Here is a 21,466-nt window from a genome sequence, read left to right on the forward strand (position 1 = left end):
CTTACCTATTTAAAAGCATTCAAAATAACGAAATAAACCCCAAAGTAGTATAAATATATTCTTAATATTATGGCCTGCCTGAAGCAGTGCGTTATTGGCACGTTTAATAGCCAGGCCCTCTTTCCAGTCCATATATTCCTTTTTAAAGCGGGCCTTCATGATATTGTCAAACTTGCGCTGTACGGTTAAATTGTATAAACTTTTGGCTTTAATAGCCCATGATTTATCCCATGCACGTAAAGAAATGGAGAATGAACCGGTAAGGTATTTCATCCAGTGCCAGTAGCCGGTAGGCATGAACAAGGTATCGCCGTGCTCTAAAATAGCTTCCTGGCCTTCAATACCGTCAAGTGCCGGAAATTTGGTAAAATCCGGATTTTCGATGTCGTAATCTTCAAGGGCATAGGTGGCAAACGGAATGCAGTACAGGCGTTCGGTCCATTTCTGGTCAAACAGCATCACGTGTTTACGGCCATTAAAATGTGTATGGAAAATGTGCGCAAGGTCAATGTCGTAGTGTAAAAACGTTACCGAACCGGCACCGCCAAAAAACATGTTGGGATATTTATCAAGGAAGCCGCCCATCAAATCAGATGGAGAACGGTAATCGTCCAGTAATCTGGGGGCGTGTTTAATTGGGTCGAAAAGGAAGATCCTTAAATCGGTAGGCTGTTTTTGGATGAGATCGATGTAATCGCCAAACTTCATTTCAGTTGCTGAGGCATTGATAGCTTTAGATGGATCGGCCTTTGAACTGTTATACAGCGGAACGGTTTGATCGCCAACAACTTCTTTCAGATATTCAAAAGTCCATTTTTGAAGGGCGGGCCAGCTTTCAGTCGCTTTACGGATTATAAGCGGTTTGCGTGGATTTAAGTAATTGTTAACAAAATCCTCTTTGCTTATATTGTCTACACTGTCAATAGGTGTAAGCTTTATACTCATTTTCACAAATTAATTAACGGCCAAAATTAATTCTTTGTAAAAAATATGTAAACGAATTAAGAGGATTTTGAAACTATAATGACAGTTTTTTAGTTGGCAATTTGCCGTTTGCAGCGGGCAGTTTTCTTTTTTGGTTTGCAGTTTTGATGGAAAAAAGAATGCCGTTAGCGGTTTTAGCTAACGGCATTCTTTTAATAAAATCGCCTATAGATAACTGCAAACTGCCTATGGGCAACTGCAAACTTAATTTGGCATCAGCACTGCATTCACTACATGAACAACACCGTTGCTTTGGGCAACATCGTTAATGGTGATCCAGGATTTGCCCCCTTTTTCGTCAACGAGATATAGCTTGGCCCCCTGAGACATTACCGTTATTGTACCGCCGCTTAGTGTGCTTAACTCCGTTTTGCCTTTACCTTCTTTTACCTTGGTCAGCAAGTCGGCAGATGTAAATTTGCCGGATACTACATGGTAGGTTAAAGTTTTGATGAGCCCTGCCTTGTTAGCTGGTTTCATCAGGTTATCAACTGTGCCGGCCGGTAATTTGGCAAATGCTTCATTAGTTGGTGCAAATACAGTATAAGGTCCTGCTGCTGATAGTGTTGGCGCAAGGCCTGCTGCTTTTATAGCTGCCACAAGTGTGGTATGATCTTTTGAACCGGATGCGTTTTGTACAATGTTTTTTGCGGGCGACATAACGGCGCCGCCAACTGTTTTTTGAGCGTAGGCTTTTGGAGCAGCGGCACAAATAAGTACTGCAAAGGCTGCGATGAATAGTTTTTTCATAATTTAATAGTCAGGATGCGTATCCTTTAAAGATACGGTTAGTAAAGCTAAACAGTTTCAAACACTATTTTGCTTTGTAACAATGTATTGACCGTTGATGAGGCAAATGGTTTAAAAAAATAAGCCGCCGGCTACATTATCTGCATACAATTTGCCCATAGGTGTCAAATAAATCACATTGTCTTTTTGAGTGATCCATTCCCTGTCAAAGTATTCGGCTGCAGCTTTAAGTAATTCGTCAGATGCACCTTTGGCTATCCGGTTAAGCTGGTTCAGGTCGAGCCCCCAAATGGTGCGTACCGATGTCATAATATACTCGTTCAGGCGGTTTTCTTCGGTTAGTTCCTCCGTTTCGGCAGGTAGTTTTCCGGTTTCGAGCACTTGCATGTATTTGGCATTATTGGCTATGTTCCACTGTCGCGTATCGCCATTATAGGAATGGGCCGATGGGCCAATACCTAAATATTTTATTCCTTTCCAGTAGTTGGAATTATGGCGTGAATACTGGCCCGGCTTGCAAAAATTGGAAATTTCATAGTGTTCAAAACCATGTGCCTGCATGGCATCCATCAGCACCATAAACTGCCCGGCGCTTTGCTGCTCGTTCATGGGCGGCTGCCTTTTTTTGCTGATGAAAGCTGCCAGTGCAGTTTGCGGTTCAACCGTCATGGAGTAGGTAGATATATGCGGAACATTTAGCTCAAATACCTTATCCAGGTTTTGTTTCCATTTGGTATCGCTAAGCATGGGGTATCCATAAATCAGGTCGACAGTAATGTTTTCAAAACCGGCATCCTGCGCCCGTTTTACCGACGACTCGGCTTCCTGCCCGCGGTGTACACGGTTCATCCAAACCAAATCCTCATCAAAAAACGATTGAATCCCTATACTGAAGCGATTGACCGGTGTTTGCCTAAGGTTTTTGAGCTTATCCGCTTTCAGATCATCGGGATTAGCCTCTAAAGTTATTTCGGCCGTTGATGATACGGTGTGGAGTTCGGTAACAGTATTGATGATCCCGCTGATCTCGTCGCCATTTAAAATAGAAGGGGTACCACCGCCAAAATAAATAGTTTCGATAGTTTCGCCGTTGAGATAGCTCTTTTGCAGTTTGATTTCGCTAACCAAAGCGTGCAGCATTTCATCCTTATATTTTAGTGATGTACTGAAATGAAAATCGCAGTAATGGCAAGCCTGTTTGCAAAAGGGGATGTGTATGTAAATTCCTGCCATGGGGCAAAGGTAATGCAATTATTTTTTTGACTAAAGTTGGTATTGGTGAATAAGCCACAAAGGCATTTTTCTTTCTTTATCTTTAGTTATCAATTATTTCAGATTATGAACTTAAAAAGGACTATATTTTTATATATGTTTTTGTTGTTGGGGGTTATGGCCAATGGTCAGCAAAGCAACAAAACTATCCAGGTTAATATTCACAAACTATTTAATGCCCGTCCGGTAACTACTGTTACCAATGGTAAGTTGCAAAGCTGGGTGACCGGCATTGATGGAGGGGGTAAAGGGGATGGTTACCTCACCGCTGCCGCCGCAAAACTCAATGGCGATAAAAATGCACATGCTTTACCGGATGACCCGCTGATACCCGCCAATTCATCTCATCCTGCAATAATGCTTCATTACACAAATGGAGACAAAGGAAACCAAACCCGAAATGTTGCCGGCATTGATAGTTTTAGCTTCGAGGTACCTCATAAAAAATATTCGGGCCTGTATTTGAGCCTTACCAGTTCAGAGGGGGCATCGCAACTGCATATCAGGCTAAGTTATACCGATGGCAGCGAAACCAGGGATTTTCTCTTACCCGATTATTATGCCGATATTCCCGAAAATGACCCAAACATAAGCTATGTTGTTCATGACCAGGCTAAATGGGGGCCTGGAAATAAGATGACTGAAAGCGATCATCATAATATTGACGTGCTGAATATCCACCCCGATCCGAAGCGGATTCTTGAAAAAATAACTGTTAGTAAAGATAATAACGGGTACCTGGTATTCTGGGCTGCTACCGGCACCACTAAATAATTTATTTCAATTAAGTGGTATGTGGTAAACCACTTGAAATAAGTTCAAAAAAAAGTTTGTTCATGAAATTCTGGTTCAGATAATTACCCTACTTTTGCAAAAAAATAATAAGCCCTGTTTTAAGCTTTGAGGACTCATTTGGTTATTTGGTGTTGCCTGCTTTTTTTGTTGAATAGTGTTGCTGCTTTTGCGCAGCAGGATTCAACAGTTGCCGACACGACTGTAAAATTGCCTGTGCGTGCTTTTCGTCCAGGTAACTCGGTGCTTGATTCGGTGGCTAACGCTATGCAAAACAGGGATAAGTTTATAGCTGATTCTGTAGCTATGCGTTACCTTCGGGTGCCTGATGCAGCCATGCGCGCCGAATATGCTGATAGCGTTTTTGCCAGGGAATTATACCACGGTTACGGTTTTCTGGACATTCATTCAAGATCAAAAAGCAGGGTGATGGAAGGCCATTATCGTCCCTCTCGCGATCCATGGATCATTGTGATCATTATCGTTATGCTATTGTACACGGCTATTCTTAACCTTGCCTTAAGCAAAGATGTGAGTAACGTATTTACATCTTTTTATAGTAAACGGGTACTTTCAATAGCCGGTAAAGAAGAAAGCCCGGTAAGTTCATGGGCCTTTCTTGGTTTATTTTTGTTGTTTTGCGCCACGTTTGGTTTGTTTTTATACCAGCTGGCGGCATACAAAGGCGTTTATTATAAAATAGCAGGAAGCGGGCTGTTTACTTTTCTGACTATTGTAATCATCGTGCTGTTTTCGCTCAAGTTTTTAATACTCAAGTTTTTAGGATTTGTGTTTGATATTAATAAGCTGGTGAGCGAGTACCTAAATATTCTGCATCTTACCTATTTTAACATTGCGTTTGTTTTTTTGCCAGTGGTTATTTGTTTTAGCCTTCTTGGGGCACAATATATCCCGGTTTTACTGACAGCTACGCTTATTATAATCATCGTAATTTTTATATGGCAATATATCAGGAGCAGCGTAAATATAATTTCTACCATTCGATTTCATAAGTTTTATTTATTTACGTATCTTTGTGCCCTCGAAATTTGCCCTGTTTTGATTTTAATAAAGGCATTGAATATTAAAATTTAGGTTATTAAAAGCACTGAATTGGAAGATAGAAAGAAAAAGGTTAAAAGCATACTGGTTACTTTGCCTAAGCCCGAAAATGATAAAAATCCTTATGCCGAGCTGGCTAAAAAGCTTAACCTGAAAATTGATTTCAGATCATTTATTCATGTTGAGGGTGTGCCCGCAAAGGATTTCAGAAAAGAAAAGATAAACCTGGCTGATTTTAGCGCGGTGATCTTTACCAGTCGTAACTCGGCCGATCATTTTTTCCGTATATGCGAAGAAATGCGGTTTGAGGTGCCGGTTGAAATGAAATATTTCTGCCTTTCAGAAACCATAGCACTTTATCTTCAAAAGTATATCCAGTACCGTAAGCGTAAGATATTTTTTGGCAAGCAAACAGCTGCCGATCTTGCTGAGGTATTGAAAAAACATTCGTCCGAAAAATTTCTTTACCCATGCTCGGATGTGGCTGCCGAAGAAACACAGCGCTTTTTGCTGGAGAATGGATATAATTTTACTCCGGCAGTGCTTTTCCGTACTGTTTGCAGTGATCTCTCTGACCTGGCCGATGTGTTTTACGATGTTATTGCATTTTTTAGCCCGTCAAGTATCCAGTCGTTGTATAAAAACTTTCCCGATTTTAAACAAAATAATACCCGCATAGCTGCTTTTGGTGCAACTACCCATAAGGCAGTGCTTGAAGCTGGTTTAATTTTGGATGTACCGGCTCCAACTCCAGGCGCTCCGTCAATGACGATGGCTATAGAGCAGTATGTTAAGCTTGTAAATAAGTAATTTAGAAATTTATTTAACCGGCTGCAACTTTTTGCAGTATTTACCCGTATAACCGCTAACTAATTGTCATATTAACAATTGGTTAGCGGTTTGTTAATTATATGGCGTTTTGTGCTGTATTGGTAAGATAACTACACAGTTTATCGGTTCAAGAGGCCAAAATATCGTTTTTTATAGCTTACATTGAGTAAAATGTAATATATTCGGGCGTCGCATTGTGTTATAGTTATATAACTGATTTTGAATTGTAAAATGAAGCAGATATACTTTTTAATAGTAGTTTTAGCAGGTAGTGTATTAAGTGGTTGCGGTCGTGGCGGCGGTGACAGGGGGGAAGTTGTGGGTGTACCTGCAAGGTCATTCAGGGCCGAAGTTCCATACGGTATGGTTTATATTCCGGGCGGTAGCTTCCTTATGGGGCAAACTGATCAGGATGTAACCTTTGCCCAAATTGCACAAACCAAGCAGGTTACTGTTTCTCCCTTTTTTATGGATCAAACCGAAACCAGTAACAGTCAGTACAAAATGTTTGTGAACTGGGTGCGCGATTCGATAGCTATCTCAAATTATATCAACGATAACAAATATTTCATCCAGCCAAAAGCTGGTGCCGGAAATAACAATGCAGGTGGTAAAAGATTCATCAACTGGGATTTTGTAAAGAAAAATCCTATCTGGAGCAGCAAGGGCGGCCAGGCAAGCAATGCTCAGAAATTACAGGGCATGTATTACCAGGGCGATGACCGCGTGTTTGATCGTAATGAGGTTGACGTGCGTTTGCTGAAATATAACTACGCGCTGTTTACCCTGCGCGATGCTGCTGATCATCATAACGATAAAACCAAGCGCCGTTCTGACTTCATTGTTCGTGATACTGTTGCCGTATATCCTGATACGCTTGTATGGCTGAGTGATTTTTCATATGCAGCAAACGAGCCAATGGTTGAAAGTTATTTTTCACATCCGGCATTCCGCAATTATCCGGTTGTAGGTGTAACCTGGAGACAAGCAAGGGCTTACAGCGTATGGCGTACACGTTACAATGATGCTTACAAAGATAAACGTCGTTTACCTCACCGTGCACCTTACAGTTTACCTACAGAAGCTGAGTTTGAATACGCAGCCCGTGGTGGCAGGATTGGTACAGATTATCCATGGGGTGGTCCTTACATTAAAAACGCCAAAGGTTGTTTGCTGGCAAACTTTAAGCCTGGTCGTGGTAATTACACTGACGATGGTGGTGCGTATACAGTTCCGGTCCGTTCATATTTCCCTAACGATTATGGGTTATATAATATGGCAGGCAACGTGGCCGAATGGACACTATCTGCCTTTGACGAATCGGCATCGACATTTGTGCATGACCTTGCCCCAACCTTTAATTACGAAGCTAAATCTACCGACCCCGAAATATTGAAACGTAAAGTTGTACGCGGCGGTTCATGGAAAGATGTGGGATATTTTCTTCAAAATTCAACCCGGACCTACGAATACCAGGATACCGCTAAATCATATATCGGTTTCCGTTGTGTAACCCATTATTTAGGGCGCGACATCACAGATAAACGCTAATTGAAAATTAGTTAGAGCAAGCAAATCAAATCAAAAAATAAAAAGTTTACTTCTGAATTATTATTATGGCTGGAAAGAAAAAACCTTACGGAATAGGTAACATCGTATCATGGGGTGCTACAGTGGTGATTATAGGGTTAATGTTTAAGATTTTGCACTGGCCTGGTGCCACCTACTGGATAGCGGGAGGGCTTATTACTGAAGCTATACTGTTTTTTATATTAGGTTTTCAGAGAGAAGACAAAGAAATTGACTGGGTGCGTGTGTATCCCGAACTAAGCGAAGATTTTCAGGGCGAACTTCCAAAATCAACAGTAAGGGGTGGGAGCAGTAATGCAGGCCCGTCAACAACTGCTGCTTTGGATAAAATGATGGAAGATGCTAAAATTGGCCCTGAACTGGTACGCAGCCTTGGTGATGGCTTACGCACATTTGGCGATAAAGTAGCTGCCATATCACGCGTTACCGACGCGGGTGAAGCTACCATAGCTTTTACCGCTAAAGTTAAAGATGCAACTGCAAGTTATGATAAGCTGAGCAATTCATTTGAAAAGGCATCGGCCAATTTAACCGAAATGGCTAATTCAAACATTGATTCAAAAGCTTACCATGACCAGGTTAATCAATTGGCTAAAAACTTATCGGCACTTAATGCCGTATACGAGCTTGAGCTGCAAGATTCAAGCGCGCACTTAAAATCAATGAATAAATTTTACCAGAACCTTGCGCTTACCATGAACAACTTCAATGAATCAATGGATGATTCAAAACAGTTCAAGGAAGAGGTTGGTCGTTTGGCTAAAAACCTGGCGTCATTAAACTCCATTTATGGTAACATGCTTACGGCCATGAACCAGCCGCGTGTTTAATTATAATTAATTGATTGATTACCAAGAAAAGAATTAGAATAGATGGCCGGAGGTAAGGAAACCCCAAGACAGCGAATGATAGGTATACTATACCTGGTACTATTGGGCCTGATTGCCCTTAACGTACCGGATAGCCTGTTAGACGCGTTTAAGAATATTACTAATAGTTTGGATGCATCAACCAAAAACGTTGATACTGGCTTACAGGCTACATACAGCGCTTTTGAAGCTTCCAAGCTAAAAGAACAGCCAGAAAGAGCTAAGCTTATTTTAGATAAGGCTAAACATGCAAGCGCTATAGCTGCTGAGCTAAATACTTATATAGAGGAGTTAAAAGCTAAGTTGATTGCAGAAGGTGGCGGTATTAACAAAGAGATCGATGATGTTGATGGCAGGGACAACCTGGATATCTCTCCCCGCATCATGATCAACCAAAGAAATGGAGAAAAGCTTAAGGCTAAGATTGATGAAACCCGTGAAAAGTTACTGGAAGCATTAGGTAAAGATAGCGTTGGTGTACAGTTTTCGCTAAATACCACAGCGCCTAAGCCGCATGGTGATGTGAAAAAATCATGGCAGGAAGCCAACTTTGGAGATGGTATTCCGTTGGGAGCAACACTTACCACATTAGCCAAAATACAAACCGATAATAAAAATGCCGAAAATGAGGTTGTAAAAAAGATATTGGGTAAAATTGACCAGGCGCAGGTAACTTTAAATCAATTTAAAGCTGTAGTAGTGCCGTCAAGCAACTATGTAATTGCAGGGCAGCCTTACAAGGCAGAAATTTATTTGTCTGCTTATGATCAAAACTCAAACCCGAGCATTACTGTGGGGGGCGCATCGATACCAACCAGCAATGGTGTCGGTACTTACACAACTACCGCGAGTGGTGAAGGCATGCATACTTGGACTGGCCAGTTGTTAGTAAAACAGGTTGACGGACCGCCTAAACCATATCCAATTAGCGGATCTTACATGGTAGCAAGACCTTCAGCAGTTATTTCTCCTGATAAAATGAATGTGCTGTATATCGGTGTTCCTAACCCAATATCGGTATCTGCGCCGGGTGTAGCAGCAGGCGACTTAAACGTACATTTTAGCGGCGCCGGTTCTTTAAGCGGTTCAGGTGGCCACTACACAGCTACAGTTAGCAGCATTGGTAAAGCTACGATTTCTGTTAGCGGTGCCAAAGGAGCTGCATTAGGCTCAACAGAGTTCCGGATCAAAAGAATCCCTGATCCTAAGCCACAATTTGCAGGTAAAAGCGGTGGCAACACCAGTTCGGCCAATATCAAAGCACAGGACAGGCTTTTTGCCCAGCTTGATAACTTTGACTTTGATGCTAAATTTAACGTAACACACTTTACTATGCTGGTTGTAAAACCACGTCAGGACGCTATTATTTTATCGGGTTCGGGTGGTGATTTAACCAGCGCTATGCACAGTGCTTTAAATACAGTTACACCAGGAACTACGGTTATATTTAAGGATATCATCGCGGTAGGACCTGACCATTCACCACGGTCACTTGACCCAATTGTATTATCCGCAAATTAAACGCGTATGAAAAAGAGAATTTTAGTTGTTATCCTTTGTTTGGCTTGTGTAAGTGCCTTTGCTCAAAAAAAGCGCACCAAAAGACCGCCTGCAAAAAAGACAACCACCGCCAGACAAACAACGCAAAAACCTGTACAGGTTCAACCGGATAACGTTACCAGTCAGCAGCCTCTTGATACTGCACGTAAAATAGCAGCAAAGCCTTTTGACAGGCCGCTTGATGGCTACTACAAAAAGAGTAATATTTTAAATGCTAAGGTTACGCCTTATCCTAACTTGCGCGAAAATGATGTTGCCTTTGCAAAACGTGTTTGGCGTGAAATTGATGTGCGTGAAAAGATGAATCAATATCTGGCTTCACCTAAAAGCCGTTTAATTGATGTATTGCTTGACGCTATCAGCAGGGGCGAGCTTACAGCGTATGATCCTACTCCGGGTAAAAAAGATGATCCTGGAGGTGACGGTTTTACTACTCCTTTAACAGGTGCACAGGCCCGCGGCCGTTTAGCATCTGACAGCAGCGTGGTTGAAAAACGTGATAAGGATAATAATGTTATATCATCTACCATGGTAGCCGGCGAATTTAACCCGGATAGCGTGCTTAAATTCCGGATCAAGGAAGATTGGGTATTTGACAAACAGCGCTCGGTATTTGAGCCTCGTATTATAGGTATTGCGCCACTAATTAAACCTAAAGGCGCAGGTTCACTTGATATCGACTTTCAGCCTGCTTTCTGGGTGTATTTCCCGGAAGCCCGCCCGATACTTGCTACTAAAGAGGTGGTTAGCCGCAGCAGCGATGCTACCGGTTTAAGTTTTGATGACGTGTTTATCAAACGCATCTTTACCAGTTATATCGTAAAAGAAAGTAATGATAAAGATGAGCGTATAAAAGATTACGCCCAGGGTATTGATAAGCTTTACGAATCGGAAAGGATCAAGAAATCCCTTCTCGACTGGGAGCTTAACCTTTGGCAATACTAATAGTTAAAGATTAAACAAGATTTTTATAAAACGGGCGATGAAAACTCATCGCCCGTTTTGTTTTATATGCCTATTGTATCATGATAACTAAAAGCGAGTAGTAAAAAAAGTAAAATAACATCGATCTGGTAATTCTTTGTCATGTTGAGCGATAGCAAAACATCTTATTCAATAAGCATAACGATCTTACAGGGCGAATAAGCTACTTCGTTCCTATACATTACATAAATTAAAAATGGTGTCATGCTGGGGTTCTCGAAGCATGGTGGGCAGGGCCTCTGCGCGCGACCCTTCGACGGGCTCAGGGTGACAGACCGCTATTTGTAATTCCTTTTTAGAGTCGACCGTATTTTTATTTTTAAATATATAATGACGGGCATAGATGTAATCCGCTGGCATTACTTATTCCCTTTAGTTTATAGGCCATTCTCACCTCCCGCCTGACCAATAACTTAAAGCTTTCGACCAACTCCTCAAAAAATCCGACCAACTCCCGAAAGTGGGGTAAATAGTGCGTTTTTAGGGTTTGCAGAGTACTTTCAGGGCTTTGTCTATTTATATCAACAGCTGGTATAACGCTTTTTAGCAGTTAAAATATATGTTGTTCATTTGATCATTGAAAACAACAACACAACATATTTAAAAACATTAAAACCTTAACGCCATGAAAACCTCACTAAAATTATCAGCCTTATTTGTATTATTAACCGCAGGTGTATTTGCTACTACAGTAGCTAAAGCCGATGAAGGTAAAATAGATGTTGCCCCTAAAGCCAAAGAAGTGGTGAGCTTTAAAGCTCTTGACCATGACCGCGGTATCCAGTTAAACTTCCTGAAATCCGAAGATGGAAAATCATTTGTAAGGTTTTACAATAAAAATAATGAGCTTATATTAAAAGATTACGTAACAAACAAAACCGAAGTAAGTAAAGGCTATGTGTTAACCGAATTGGAAGATGGTGAATATACCATGGAGGTTACAACAAATAACCAGGTGGTTAAAAAATCAGTTCACGTTTATAGGGATGGCGATCAAAAATCATTCTATATAGCTCAATAAAAATTACTCTCCACTATATAACGAAGGCCAGGTTCATTGAACCCGGCCTTTATTGTTTTAAATAAATAAGGGATTAGCCCTGTCCGGCGTCTGCGCCTGTGTTAAAATAGGCTAATATCGCTTTAGCCTGTTTAAGATTTACTACTTCAAGCAGTATCTCCTCATTAGCTTCACGGATCTTTTTTACCGATTTGAAGTATTTAAGCAGTTTTTCGGCTGTGGTTTTGCCTATGCCTTCTATCAGTTCAAGCTCGGTTACCAGTGTGCCCTTGTCTCTTTTTTTACGGTGGAAAGTAATACCAAAACGGTGCGCCTCATCGCGCAGGTGCTGGATCACCTTAAGGGTTTCCGATTTTTTGTCAAGATATAATGGATATTGGTCATTAGGATAATAAAGCTCCTCCAGGCGTTTAGCGATGCCTATTACGGTTACTTTTTTATCTATGCCCAATAATTTAAGGCTATGCATGGCAGATGATAACTGGCCTTTGCCGCCGTCAATTACTATCAGCTGGGGTAATTCGGTACCTTCGTCAAGCATCCGGCGGTAACGGCGGTGTACGGCCTCTTCCATCGTGGCAAAATCGTTTGGCCCCTCAACGGTTTTAACATTAAAATGCCGGTAATCTTTTTTGGAGGGCTTACCATCTTTAAAAACCACAATGGCCGATACCGGGTACTTGCCCTGAAAGTTGGAGTTATCAAAACACTCAATATGACGCGGCAACTGGTTCATGCGTAAATCTTTCATCATCTGCGTAAGCAAGCGCTCAGTACGGATCTCCGGGTTCAGCTTTTCATACTGGTCAATTTTTTCCTTTTTAAAGAACTGAACATTCTTTTGCGAAAGATCAAGCAGCTTGCGTTTCTCGCCGAGTTTGGGTACCGTGAATTTGATGTTAGGATGGTCCTCAAGGTCAATATCAAACGGTACGATGATTTCCTTGCTATCGCTGCTATAACGGCTCCTGAACTCGGATATGGCCAGTGTAAGCAATTCCTCATCGCTTTCATCCAGTCGTTTTTTTAGCTCGATGGTTTGCGTTTGAATGATGGTGCCGTTCATTACCTTCAGGAAGTTAACGAAAGCCAGTTTCTCTTCAGATGCTATGCTGAAAACATCTACATCGGTAATAGATGAGTTAACAACAGTTGATTTGCTTTGATAATTTTCCAGCAGCTCAAACTTGCGTTTAAGGCGATGGGCTAATTCAAAGTTCATCTCCATGGCAGCGGCTTCCATCTCGTTTTTTAAACGACGAAGCACTGCACCTATTTTGCCATTGAGGATATCTTTGATCTCTTCAATACTGTTATCATAGTCGGCCTCGGTTTGATAGTTTTGGCAGGGGCCTTTACAGTTGCCCAGCTGGTATTCCAGGCAAACCTTAAACTTACCCTTATCAATATTTTCGCGGGTAAGCTGCAGGTTGCAGGTACGTAGGGGATAAGTTTCCTTTATAAGCCCTAAAATGTTATGCATCATGCTTACAGATGCATAAGGACCAAGGTATTTTGAACCGTCTTTAACTATGCGGCGGGTCCAGAAAATACGCGGATAATTCTCGCTTTTAATGATGATCCACGGGTAGGTTTTATCATCCTTAAGCATTACGTTATAACGCGGCTGATGCTTTTTGATCATGCTGTTTTCCAGCAGCCAGGCATCTACCTCTGTGTCAACAATGGTGAAAGTAATAGCACGGATCTTGGATACCAGCACCCTTGTTTTGGCATTGATATGGATATCCTGGTTAAAGTACGAACCAACGCGATTGCGCAGATCCTTGGCCTTGCCAATATATATCAATTCCTGCTCACTATCCCAGTATTGATAAACCCCGGGCTTGTGAGGGATGTTTTTTAAAGCACTTTTATAGTCGAATTGGTTCATTAGTTCATTAGTTCACTGGTTCATTGGTCTGCTTGGTGATTGCCCTCTGCTTTACCAATAAAACGTGTTTTATCGTTTATTACTCTCCCTTATCGTTACCGTTCCGCTTGCCAATGAATTTAAGGTATGCATTTAATTTAATATGAATGACCTGGAGTTTTTCAAACAGATCGTTAAATTGCTCCTCGGTTATAAGATTCCTTTTCTTTGATTTTTGCAGCCAACCTTTTGTTTCCAAAATTGAACCACGACTAAAGTAACAGAAATTGCGATTTTCTTTGTAGTGGTACCTTCCATAGCCTTCCGCAATATTCGCACTGATAGAATCAGCTGAACGGACTATTTGTTTTCCAACAGTATCCTTGGTAAAATAGTCCCATCCACTTACAAGAAACCAAATTTCATCACTGAAACTATCGGCCAATCTGTATACTTCTAAGTCTTCGAGCGTGTGATGACTCATACTATTGAACTATTTACCAATGAACTAATGAACAAGTGAACCAATGAACCATCAGAATCCCAATTTCTTATCCACGTCGGTAGTTCCTTGTTGCTGCTGGTTGTAAGCACCGCAATCCAGTATGATGCTTACACCATTTGCCGGCGCATCAAAATCTACATTCTTTTTAATGCCGAGGGCCTGGTTGGCATATACCTTTTTCATGTACATAGCAAATATAGGCAGGGCGCTATTGGCTCCTTCGCCAAGACGGGTACTCTGGAATGCGATATCGCGGTCTTCGCAACCTGTCCATAAGCCTGTAACCAATTGCGGGGTTATACCAATAAACCACCCATCCGAGTTATTTTGGGTTGTACCTGTTTTACCGCCGATAGGGTTGCGTAAACCATATTTGTAGGTTAACCTTGAACCGGTGCCATCTTCAATAACGCCTTTAAGCATGTAGGTCATTACATAGGCTGTTTGCGGGTTCATGGCCTGTACAACACGTGGCGTATGGGTATACAATACGTTGCCGTTTTTATCTTCGATACGTAAAATATAAGTAGGCTCTGTCCATAAGCCATGATTGGCAAATGCCGAATAAGCCGCAGTCATTTCAAAAACGGATGCATCAAACGTACCCAGGCAAATTGATGGGTAAGGCGGCACTGCAGAAGTAATGCCCATTTTCTTGATCAGGTCAACAACGGGCTCAGGTTTAACTTCGCCCATAACGTGAGCTGTTACCCAGTTTTGCGAGTGTGCCAACGCCTGCCTTAAAGTAATAAAGCCCGGCAAAGTTTCGGATGGCGATGAACGTGGGCACCATGGCGCACCGTAGCCACGAATGGTATCAGGTACGTTATTGATCTTCATACAGGGTGAGTAGCCATTATCAATAGCCACGGCATAAGTAAATGGTTTGGCTGTTGAGCCTACCTGGCGTGTGCCGTTTTTTACCTGGTCGTACTTAAAGTGTTCAAAATTGGTGCCTCCAACCCAAGCCTTAACATAACCGGTAGTTGGGTCCATACTCATGAGGGCATTCCGCAAAAGCATTTTACAGTAAATAATACTGTCAATAGGGCGCATCATGGTATCGATATTGCCATGCCAGGTAAACAGGTTGAGCATGGTTTTAGTCTTGAAGTTTTCTTCAATTTCCTCGTCAGATTTTTCCTGTTGTTTCAATTGCTTATACCTGTCAGACTTTTGCATGCCCTGATCAAGTAAAAACTTAAAGTTGTGAATGCTTTTGTACAAGTTGCGGCCGCGCCAGTGATCATTGAACTGGGCTTGCAAGTCCTTCATATAATCGCGCTGTGCATCCTCAGCATATTGCTGCATGGTGGCGTCAATAGTAGTATATATTTTTAAGCCATCACGGTCAAGATCATAGGGACTACCATCCGGGCGGTTGATATTTTGTTCCTTGAAAATCTTTTGAAGCTCCTTTTTCAACACCGAACGGAAGTAAGGCGCAAGGCCATCAAAATGGTTGTTCTGGTGAAAATCAAGACCAAGAGGTTTCTGTTTAAACTCTTCAGCCTGTCCGTCGCTCAGGTATTTTTGCTCGGCCATACGGTTCAGCACCAGGTTACGCCTTTTAAGTGCGTTATCCGGGTGACGGATGGGTGAATAGATGCCCGGACCATTAACCATGCCTATTAACAGCGCAGCCTGATCGGGCGTTAATTTATCGGGTGTAGTATTAAAATAAGTACGTGCTGCCGATTTGATACCGTAGGTGTTATAAGCACCAAAATCAACCGTGTTAAGGTACATGGTCAGGATCTCTTCTTTGGTGTAATGACGTTCAAGTTTAACGGCTGTAACCCATTCCTGTAACTTTTGGATGATCCGTTTAAATGGATTGGCTGATCGTTCAGAAAAAAGGTTAAGCGCCAGCTGTTGTGTTATGGTACTGCCTCCCTGTTTTTGCCCGATGAGCAAATGAGCGAAAATGGTAAAACTACGACCAAAGTCAATGCCCGAGTGGTCGTAAAAGCGTTTATCTTCTGTAGCAACCAACGCATTGATCACATTTGGTGATAGCTCACGGTAAGTAACGTTTGACCGGTTTTGAATATAATAAGTACCCAATACCTGCTTATCCGACGAGATGATCTCTGTAGCCTGGTTACTCTTCGGATTTTCCAGATCGCGGAATGACGGCAGCTGGCCAAACACATCAAAAATGGTAAGCGTTATCATGATAACCACAAAAAAGAAAAGGGCTATCACAATACGCCATATATACCAATTGTATCTTCTTATATCTGCGGGCTGAAGTTGATTTTTCGAGTTAAACCTTGTGTTAGTGGTTCTCATTTTTTAATAAAATTTCTGGTAGTAGTCAAAATAACTATCCAATATACTTTGGGTTGCTAATTTATCCAGATTTTCTTTGGTAATGATAAAAAAGCTGTATTTATCCCTTGGTACCTTCATAATATCAGGCAGCAGGGGAACAATGGTGCGGGCGTAGTCCTTGGCATCGTCAAGGCTGTAAAAGCGGCCAACATAAATCAGCTGGTTATTATCACCAACATTTTTTACATGGTGGATAACTTCGCTTCGGGTATATCGGGTACGGTTAAATTGCCCTACTCCAAAACGTGTAGAGGCCAGATTAGTTGTACCGCTGGCAACATTTATCACAAAGTAATAATTGCTGCTATCGCGCTTGCTGAATATGTAAGTAACAGTGGGTGTTTTACTGATAGCAGCCGTAGGCGTGGTTGCAATTGAATCCTTTTGTTTTGGTGCCGGCTGTGCAGCAATATCCCTTGAAGTATCAGGCATTTTATGTTGCGGCAGCGGGATCTGCGTTAAAGCAAGCTGTTTTGGCTGCTGGGTAACTGTTGGCTGAATTTGAGGTGCCGATGTTTTGGCCCCTGCTATTACGCGCGTATCCCTTTCAGGCAAACGCTCCTGGGGCGTTATATTTTGGGCCGATGGCGTATACGGCGGGCGGTATTCTGTTTGTTTTTGATATGCTACCGGCGGGGTAAAAGGGATCTCGTTAGGATCATCATTAAATAATACCACCGGGCGGGCAGCTATTTCGGCTTTGTTGGAATCAATGTAGGCCAGATGCTGGTTAACCAAGGGGGCAATAAGCTTATCGTGCGGGTATTTTGCAGCAATCAATTGTAAATCGGCTTGAAAGGGGGGCAGCTTTTCCATATGCCCGGCGGCTAAAGCCTTTAGATAATAAAGCTGTGCTGCATACCGGTTGTCGGGATATTTGTTGAGCAGATCATTGGCTTTCTCAATTACCCTTGTGTATTGTTTTTGAGCATACTGGTCATATACATCATTATAGAAGCCGTTAAATTCCGCGTCTACATCGGCCAGTTTACGGGCATAGTCCGGATCAAGAATAACCTTGGCAAATACGCTTTCCGGATACTCTTTTAATAACCTGTTTTTATAATCAGTTGATTTTGCAGCGTCAATATCTGTATAAAGCCTGTATAGGTTATAGTATATTGAAGGCTTGTCATTGCTTTGCGGAAAGCGAGTAAGCAAAGTTTCGTAGGTGGCAATGGCTTCCTTTTTATCTTCCAGCACATCGCGGTAAAAATTAGCCATTTCAAAATAGGCATTATAGATCCTGATGTTTGATTGTTGTAACAAGGCTGGGGTGAGCGGAAGATTTTTAACCAGGTCCTGCCGGTAAGTACCGGCCGATACGTTTGTGCTGTTATAAGCTACGCTGCCAACCGGAGCATCAGGATCATTAACCTGCGAGCCAAGGCCGGTATTGGCTGTTGGTATACCCGTATTTGAACGCCTGCTCCGGCGCCAGTTATCCTCAAGTTTACGGTTGCCCCATAAACGCTTAAAATCGTTATAGCCCTGGCTTATGGCACTGCTGTTGTAAAAATAAAATGTGCTGCCGCTGGTTTTATTTTGGGCCGATGAATTATTCCTGTCGAACGTGTTTGACATTACCCCATTATTGGCATTGGCTGCTGCACCTGCGCTGGCCTCCAGTGCGGCCTGTTGCTGCTGGCGTGTTTTGCGGGCTACCATTTCATCTATGCGGGTATCGCGGGCTTTCTCATCTAAGGCGGCAAGCATCTGCAGGGTATCCTCGCGCGAAATGGTTTCAAGCAGGCGGGTAAGGATCTGCAGGTTATCTGCCTTTTTGCGGATAAGTTGGTATCCCGGATAATTTACCGACAGGTTATTAAGTGTGCTGTCATAATAAAGCCTGGCGCTTACATAATCGGCTTTGTTTTTAAAGTTGATATCTGCAATACGTAAGTATGAAAGGCCCTTTTGATTTTGATTTTTGGTGCTTACACGTACCGATTTTTTATAGCTTTTCAGGGCGTTGTCGATTTCCCCAGCTTTAAACTGTTGCTCACCGATCTGATAATATACCTGGTCGAAAAAGTCAATATTGTCGCTGTTTTTAAGCAGGGCACGCAGCAGATCGATCTTATTTGCCTTAACACCATTTTGATTGTCGCGAATGCGGATACGGTTAAGATTGGCATTAAAAGCCATTTCAAAGCTTGCATTGCTTTTAACTATGCGGGTATAGTTTTCATAGGCATCGGCCGGCTTAAGGTTAAGCTCCTGTAGCTGGCCTAAAATAAATGTCCAGCGGAGTTTGAGATTGCTGATATAGCTGTATTTGATAGCCAGTTTAGCCATCTCTTCGGCTTCGGCATAATTTTGAGTTATGATGTCATACTGCAGTTTGGCTGCATAAACATCGGCAGTAATATTTTTTTTAGGGTTGATATCCTGCACTGCCGAATCAATTACCAATTTGGCCAAAGGTAACTGGTTAAGGTATATGAGTCCGCGGGCTTTCCATACCAGGGCTTCCTGTTTCAAATTAGCCTGCTTACCAAATGAACGGGTTACATAATTAAAATATTCAATCGCATCAAAATAGTTGGCCTCCAAATATCTTGCTTTGCCCAGCACCAGGTAAGCATCGCCCAGGTAGTGACTTTGTTCCTTGATACTGATGATCTTGTTGGCTTTTACTATAGCATCCTCCAGGTCTTTATCCGGAGTGCCTGTTTGAGTGGTAGTATCGGGATATACGTTTAGGATCTCATTATACGCATCAGGAAAGGAGGTGGTGTAGCTTTCCTGCTTAAGCCTTAAAATTTCGTTTGCGTTGAAAAGTATATTGTAATGGGCAGTAAGGTTTTGCATGGTGCGGTTAAAGCCGCTTTGTTTTTCAAGCGAACAACCGGCTGCTATTAGTATAACTGCAAACAGAAAAAAAATGCTGGTGTTTGATATATAGGATGATGATAATCGCCTCAATGCAATACGATAGTTTAAAAGCATTGCTAAAATACTAAAGATTATGCAATAGGTTTAATAAATTTGCGGATGCCGGAAAATGAACAAAATAACGAAGATGAGGTTGGTAAGCCTTTAAGTGCTTATGCCAAATACAGCAGCATCGGTTTCCAAATGGTGGTTGTTATAGGTATTTTTACCTTTGCAGGCTATAAAATTGATGAAGCCGGCAAACATGATGTAAAATGGGCAACTGCTGCATTGGCTCTTGTTGGTGTTTTTATTTCTTTGTATATCGTTATCCGCTCTGTAAAAAATTGAAACTGCGTACCGTTATCTTATTGTTTGTGCTGCTTGCTGTTATTATAGCTTTGCCGCCGTTTTTATTAAGCAGATCAAGCTATGCCGGCTGGATCGATCCTCATTTTTGGTTAATATTCGGCTTTATCACCGGGCTCACGTTTATTACCACTATTTCGATACTGATTGTGGCTAAAATTAACCAGGAAATATATGCCCAAACGTTTCTTGCAGCTACCATGGTCAAACTTTTGACCTGTATGTTTTTTTGCCTGTTTTTTTTGGTTAAAATCAAAGTAAACGGGGTGATATTTATCGCCAATTTTTTTTACGTATATTTCTTTAACCTCGTCTTTGAAATTTACGGTTTGTTACGTACCTTGCGCAACCAAAAATTAAAGTAAAAATCTCACTGTTAATGGATTTTAGCCCTGTTTTGAACTCAAAAAAAATCACCTTAGGTATCATTTTAAGCGTTTTTTCGCTGTTTGTAACGTTAAAAGCTAACGCTGTACAGGAAAAAAATGAGTCTTCAACAAGTGTTGAAAGTAAGGAAACCAAAAAATTTGACCCTAACGAAACCATTCTTGAACACATTGCAGATTCGCATTATTTCCACGTTGGTGGAAAGGTTGCGATACCTCTGCCGGTATTGCTTTATACCGATGGTGGACTGGAGTTTTTTATGGCTTCGAAATTCGGTGCAGAAGGCGAAGAAGTTTATCAAGGCAAGTATCACACATACGCACTTGTTAAGGATAAAGTAAAAGCTGTTGCTGCCGATGGTAAAACCGTTGACGAAAGTGCCAAGGTTTTTGATTTGTCAATTACCCGTAATGTGCTTTCGATGTGGATGTCGGTAGTATTGCTGATTATCATATTCGGTAGTGTTGCCGCTTCGTACAAAAAACGTGTAGGTAAAGCACCAAAAGGTTTACAATCATTATTGGAGCCACTTATCCTGTTTGTTCGTGATGAGGTTGCATTGCCAAACATTGGTTACAAGTATGCTAAGTTTATGCCGCTGTTGTTAACCATATTCTTTTTTATCCTGATCAACAACCTGATTGGTATGGTGCCGTTTTTTCCGGGAGGTTCAAACCTTACCGGTAACATTGCATTTACCATGGTGCTTGCAGTTATTACCCTTATTGTAGTTAACGTTAATGGTAATAAATACTATTGGAAACACATATTTGTTCCTGACGTACCGTTTTGGCTTTACCCTATCATGTGGGTGGTTGAAATTGTTGGTATTTTTTCAAAGCCTTTTGCGTTAATGGTGCGTTTGTTTGCAAATATGATGGCGGGCCACGTTATTGTATTGGCATTGATCTCTTTGATTTTTATATTCCAGACACTTTGGGTGTCGCCGGTATCAATAGCTTTCGCTTTGTTTATCGACGTGCTTGAGTTGCTGGTTGCTTTCCTGCAGGCTTTCATCTTTACAATGCTTACCGCGTTGTTTATTGGCAGTGCTGTTGAGGAGCATCATCATTAATAATTTGTAATTAATAATAACACTATATTCATTTAAATTTAAAAACAATGGTTGGAAGTATTGCTGCATTAGGTGCAGGTTTAGCAGTTATCGGTGCTGGTATTGGTATCGGTCAAATCGGTGGTAAAGCGATGGAAGGTATCTCTCGTCAGCCGGAAGCTGCTTCAAAAATTCAAACTGCCATGATCATCGCTGCTGCACTTGTTGAAGGTGTTGCTCTTTTCGGTGTGATCGTAGCACTGTTGGGTAACCACTAATTTTTACCCTTCAAAAAATTAAGGACCGGTTGGTGTAACGGTTGGTTGCACACCGGTTCTTACTTGAAAAG

The 21,466-nt window shown here is 41.7% G+C and carries 19 protein-coding genes; 12 read left to right on the top strand and 7 right to left on the bottom strand.

Translation table 11 applies throughout. The features are described from left to right. Window positions 1-9 precede the first annotated feature (9 nt). The 3 genes from MTO98_RS03865 to hemW form a co-directional block, all read right to left on the bottom strand. A complete protein-coding gene (locus MTO98_RS03865) occupies window positions 10-945 on the bottom strand; it encodes a cupin-like domain-containing protein (RefSeq protein WP_243485313.1) in 936 nt (311 codons plus the stop codon). A gap of 243 nt (window positions 946-1,188) precedes the next feature. Continuing rightward, on the bottom strand, window positions 1,189-1,734 hold the full coding sequence (locus MTO98_RS03870; RefSeq protein ID WP_243485314.1) for a fasciclin domain-containing protein: 546 nt from the start codon (window positions 1,732-1,734) through the stop codon (window positions 1,189-1,191). 111 nt (window positions 1,735-1,845) lie between these two features. Further along, window positions 1,846-2,967, bottom strand: coding sequence for a radical SAM family heme chaperone HemW (gene hemW / locus MTO98_RS03875; protein ID WP_243485315.1), 1,122 nt, complete (start codon window positions 2,965-2,967; stop codon window positions 1,846-1,848). Between the two features lie 105 nt (window positions 2,968-3,072). Here hemW and MTO98_RS03880 point away from each other — a divergent pair, with 105 nt between their 5' ends. The 8 genes from MTO98_RS03880 (at window position 3,073) to MTO98_RS03915 (ending at window position 11,715) form a co-directional block, all read left to right on the top strand. Then, on the top strand, window positions 3,073-3,780 hold the full coding sequence (locus MTO98_RS03880) for a hypothetical protein (protein ID WP_243485316.1): 708 nt from the start codon (window positions 3,073-3,075) through the stop codon (window positions 3,778-3,780). 168 nt (window positions 3,781-3,948) lie between these two features. Continuing rightward, window positions 3,949-4,893: a DUF4271 domain-containing protein gene (locus MTO98_RS03885; protein ID WP_243485317.1), complete on the top strand. Its 945-nt coding sequence runs from the start codon at window positions 3,949-3,951 to the stop codon at window positions 4,891-4,893. Between the two features lie 18 nt (window positions 4,894-4,911). Continuing rightward, the gene (locus MTO98_RS03890; protein WP_243485318.1) at window positions 4,912-5,670 is read left to right on the top strand and encodes a uroporphyrinogen-III synthase; all 759 of its coding nucleotides are present in this window, start codon (window positions 4,912-4,914) and stop codon (window positions 5,668-5,670) included. A 252-nt stretch (window positions 5,671-5,922) separates the two neighbouring features. Next, window positions 5,923-7,242: an SUMF1/EgtB/PvdO family nonheme iron enzyme gene (locus MTO98_RS03895; protein WP_243485319.1), complete on the top strand. Its 1,320-nt coding sequence runs from the start codon at window positions 5,923-5,925 to the stop codon at window positions 7,240-7,242. Window positions 7,243-7,307: 65 nt separating this feature from the next. Continuing rightward, window positions 7,308-8,111: a gliding motility protein GldL gene (gldL, locus tag MTO98_RS03900; protein ID WP_243485320.1), complete on the top strand. Its 804-nt coding sequence runs from the start codon at window positions 7,308-7,310 to the stop codon at window positions 8,109-8,111. Between the two features lie 42 nt (window positions 8,112-8,153). Further along, the gene (gldM, locus tag MTO98_RS03905) at window positions 8,154-9,671 is read left to right on the top strand and encodes a gliding motility protein GldM (RefSeq protein ID WP_243485321.1); all 1,518 of its coding nucleotides are present in this window, start codon (window positions 8,154-8,156) and stop codon (window positions 9,669-9,671) included. A 6-nt stretch (window positions 9,672-9,677) separates the two neighbouring features. Next, entirely contained in the window at window positions 9,678-10,655 is a 978-nt protein-coding gene (gene gldN / locus MTO98_RS03910; protein WP_243485322.1) for a gliding motility protein GldN, read from the top strand. Window positions 10,656-11,319: 664 nt separating this feature from the next. Further along, window positions 11,320-11,715 carry a hypothetical protein gene (locus MTO98_RS03915; RefSeq protein WP_243485323.1) on the top strand — a complete coding sequence of 132 codons (396 nt, stop codon included), beginning with the start codon at window positions 11,320-11,322 and terminating at the stop codon, window positions 11,713-11,715. A 73-nt stretch (window positions 11,716-11,788) separates the two neighbouring features. Here the strand turns inward: MTO98_RS03915 and uvrC are convergent, their stop codons facing one another. From uvrC to MTO98_RS03935, 4 genes are all read right to left on the bottom strand, one after another. After that, window positions 11,789-13,609 carry an excinuclease ABC subunit UvrC gene (gene uvrC / locus MTO98_RS03920; protein ID WP_243485324.1) on the bottom strand — a complete coding sequence of 607 codons (1,821 nt, stop codon included), beginning with the start codon at window positions 13,607-13,609 and terminating at the stop codon, window positions 11,789-11,791. A 79-nt stretch (window positions 13,610-13,688) separates the two neighbouring features. Then, window positions 13,689-14,072: a four helix bundle protein gene (locus MTO98_RS03925; protein ID WP_091215597.1), complete on the bottom strand. Its 384-nt coding sequence runs from the start codon at window positions 14,070-14,072 to the stop codon at window positions 13,689-13,691. 51 nt (window positions 14,073-14,123) lie between these two features. Next, on the bottom strand, window positions 14,124-16,388 hold the full coding sequence (locus MTO98_RS03930; RefSeq protein WP_243485325.1) for a transglycosylase domain-containing protein: 2,265 nt from the start codon (window positions 16,386-16,388) through the stop codon (window positions 14,124-14,126). A 3-nt stretch (window positions 16,389-16,391) separates the two neighbouring features. Beyond that, window positions 16,392-19,382, bottom strand: coding sequence for a tetratricopeptide repeat protein (locus MTO98_RS03935; RefSeq protein WP_243485326.1), 2,991 nt, complete (start codon window positions 19,380-19,382; stop codon window positions 16,392-16,394). Window positions 19,383-19,427: 45 nt separating this feature from the next. Between MTO98_RS03935 and MTO98_RS03940 the strand changes: the two genes are divergently transcribed. From MTO98_RS03940 to atpE, 4 genes are read left to right on the top strand one after another with little or no spacing between them, the layout of a single operon-like run. After that, window positions 19,428-19,658, top strand: a complete 231-nt coding sequence (locus MTO98_RS03940; protein ID WP_243485327.1) for an AtpZ/AtpI family protein — start codon at window positions 19,428-19,430, stop codon at window positions 19,656-19,658. Next, window positions 19,655-20,041, top strand: a complete 387-nt coding sequence (locus tag MTO98_RS03945) for a hypothetical protein (protein WP_243485328.1) — start codon at window positions 19,655-19,657, stop codon at window positions 20,039-20,041. The genes MTO98_RS03940 and MTO98_RS03945 overlap by 4 nt, the downstream gene beginning before the upstream one ends. 32 nt (window positions 20,042-20,073) lie before the next feature. Then, window positions 20,074-21,138: a F0F1 ATP synthase subunit A gene (atpB, locus tag MTO98_RS03950; RefSeq protein WP_371825403.1), complete on the top strand. Its 1,065-nt coding sequence runs from the start codon at window positions 20,074-20,076 to the stop codon at window positions 21,136-21,138. Between the two features lie 47 nt (window positions 21,139-21,185). Next, entirely contained in the window at window positions 21,186-21,395 is a 210-nt protein-coding gene (atpE, locus tag MTO98_RS03955) for an ATP synthase F0 subunit C (RefSeq protein WP_090530334.1), read from the top strand. The last annotated feature ends 71 nt before the right edge of the window (window positions 21,396-21,466 follow it).

Source organism: Mucilaginibacter sp. SMC90 (assembly GCF_022811725.1).
GTDB lineage: Bacteria > Bacteroidota > Bacteroidia > Sphingobacteriales > Sphingobacteriaceae > Mucilaginibacter.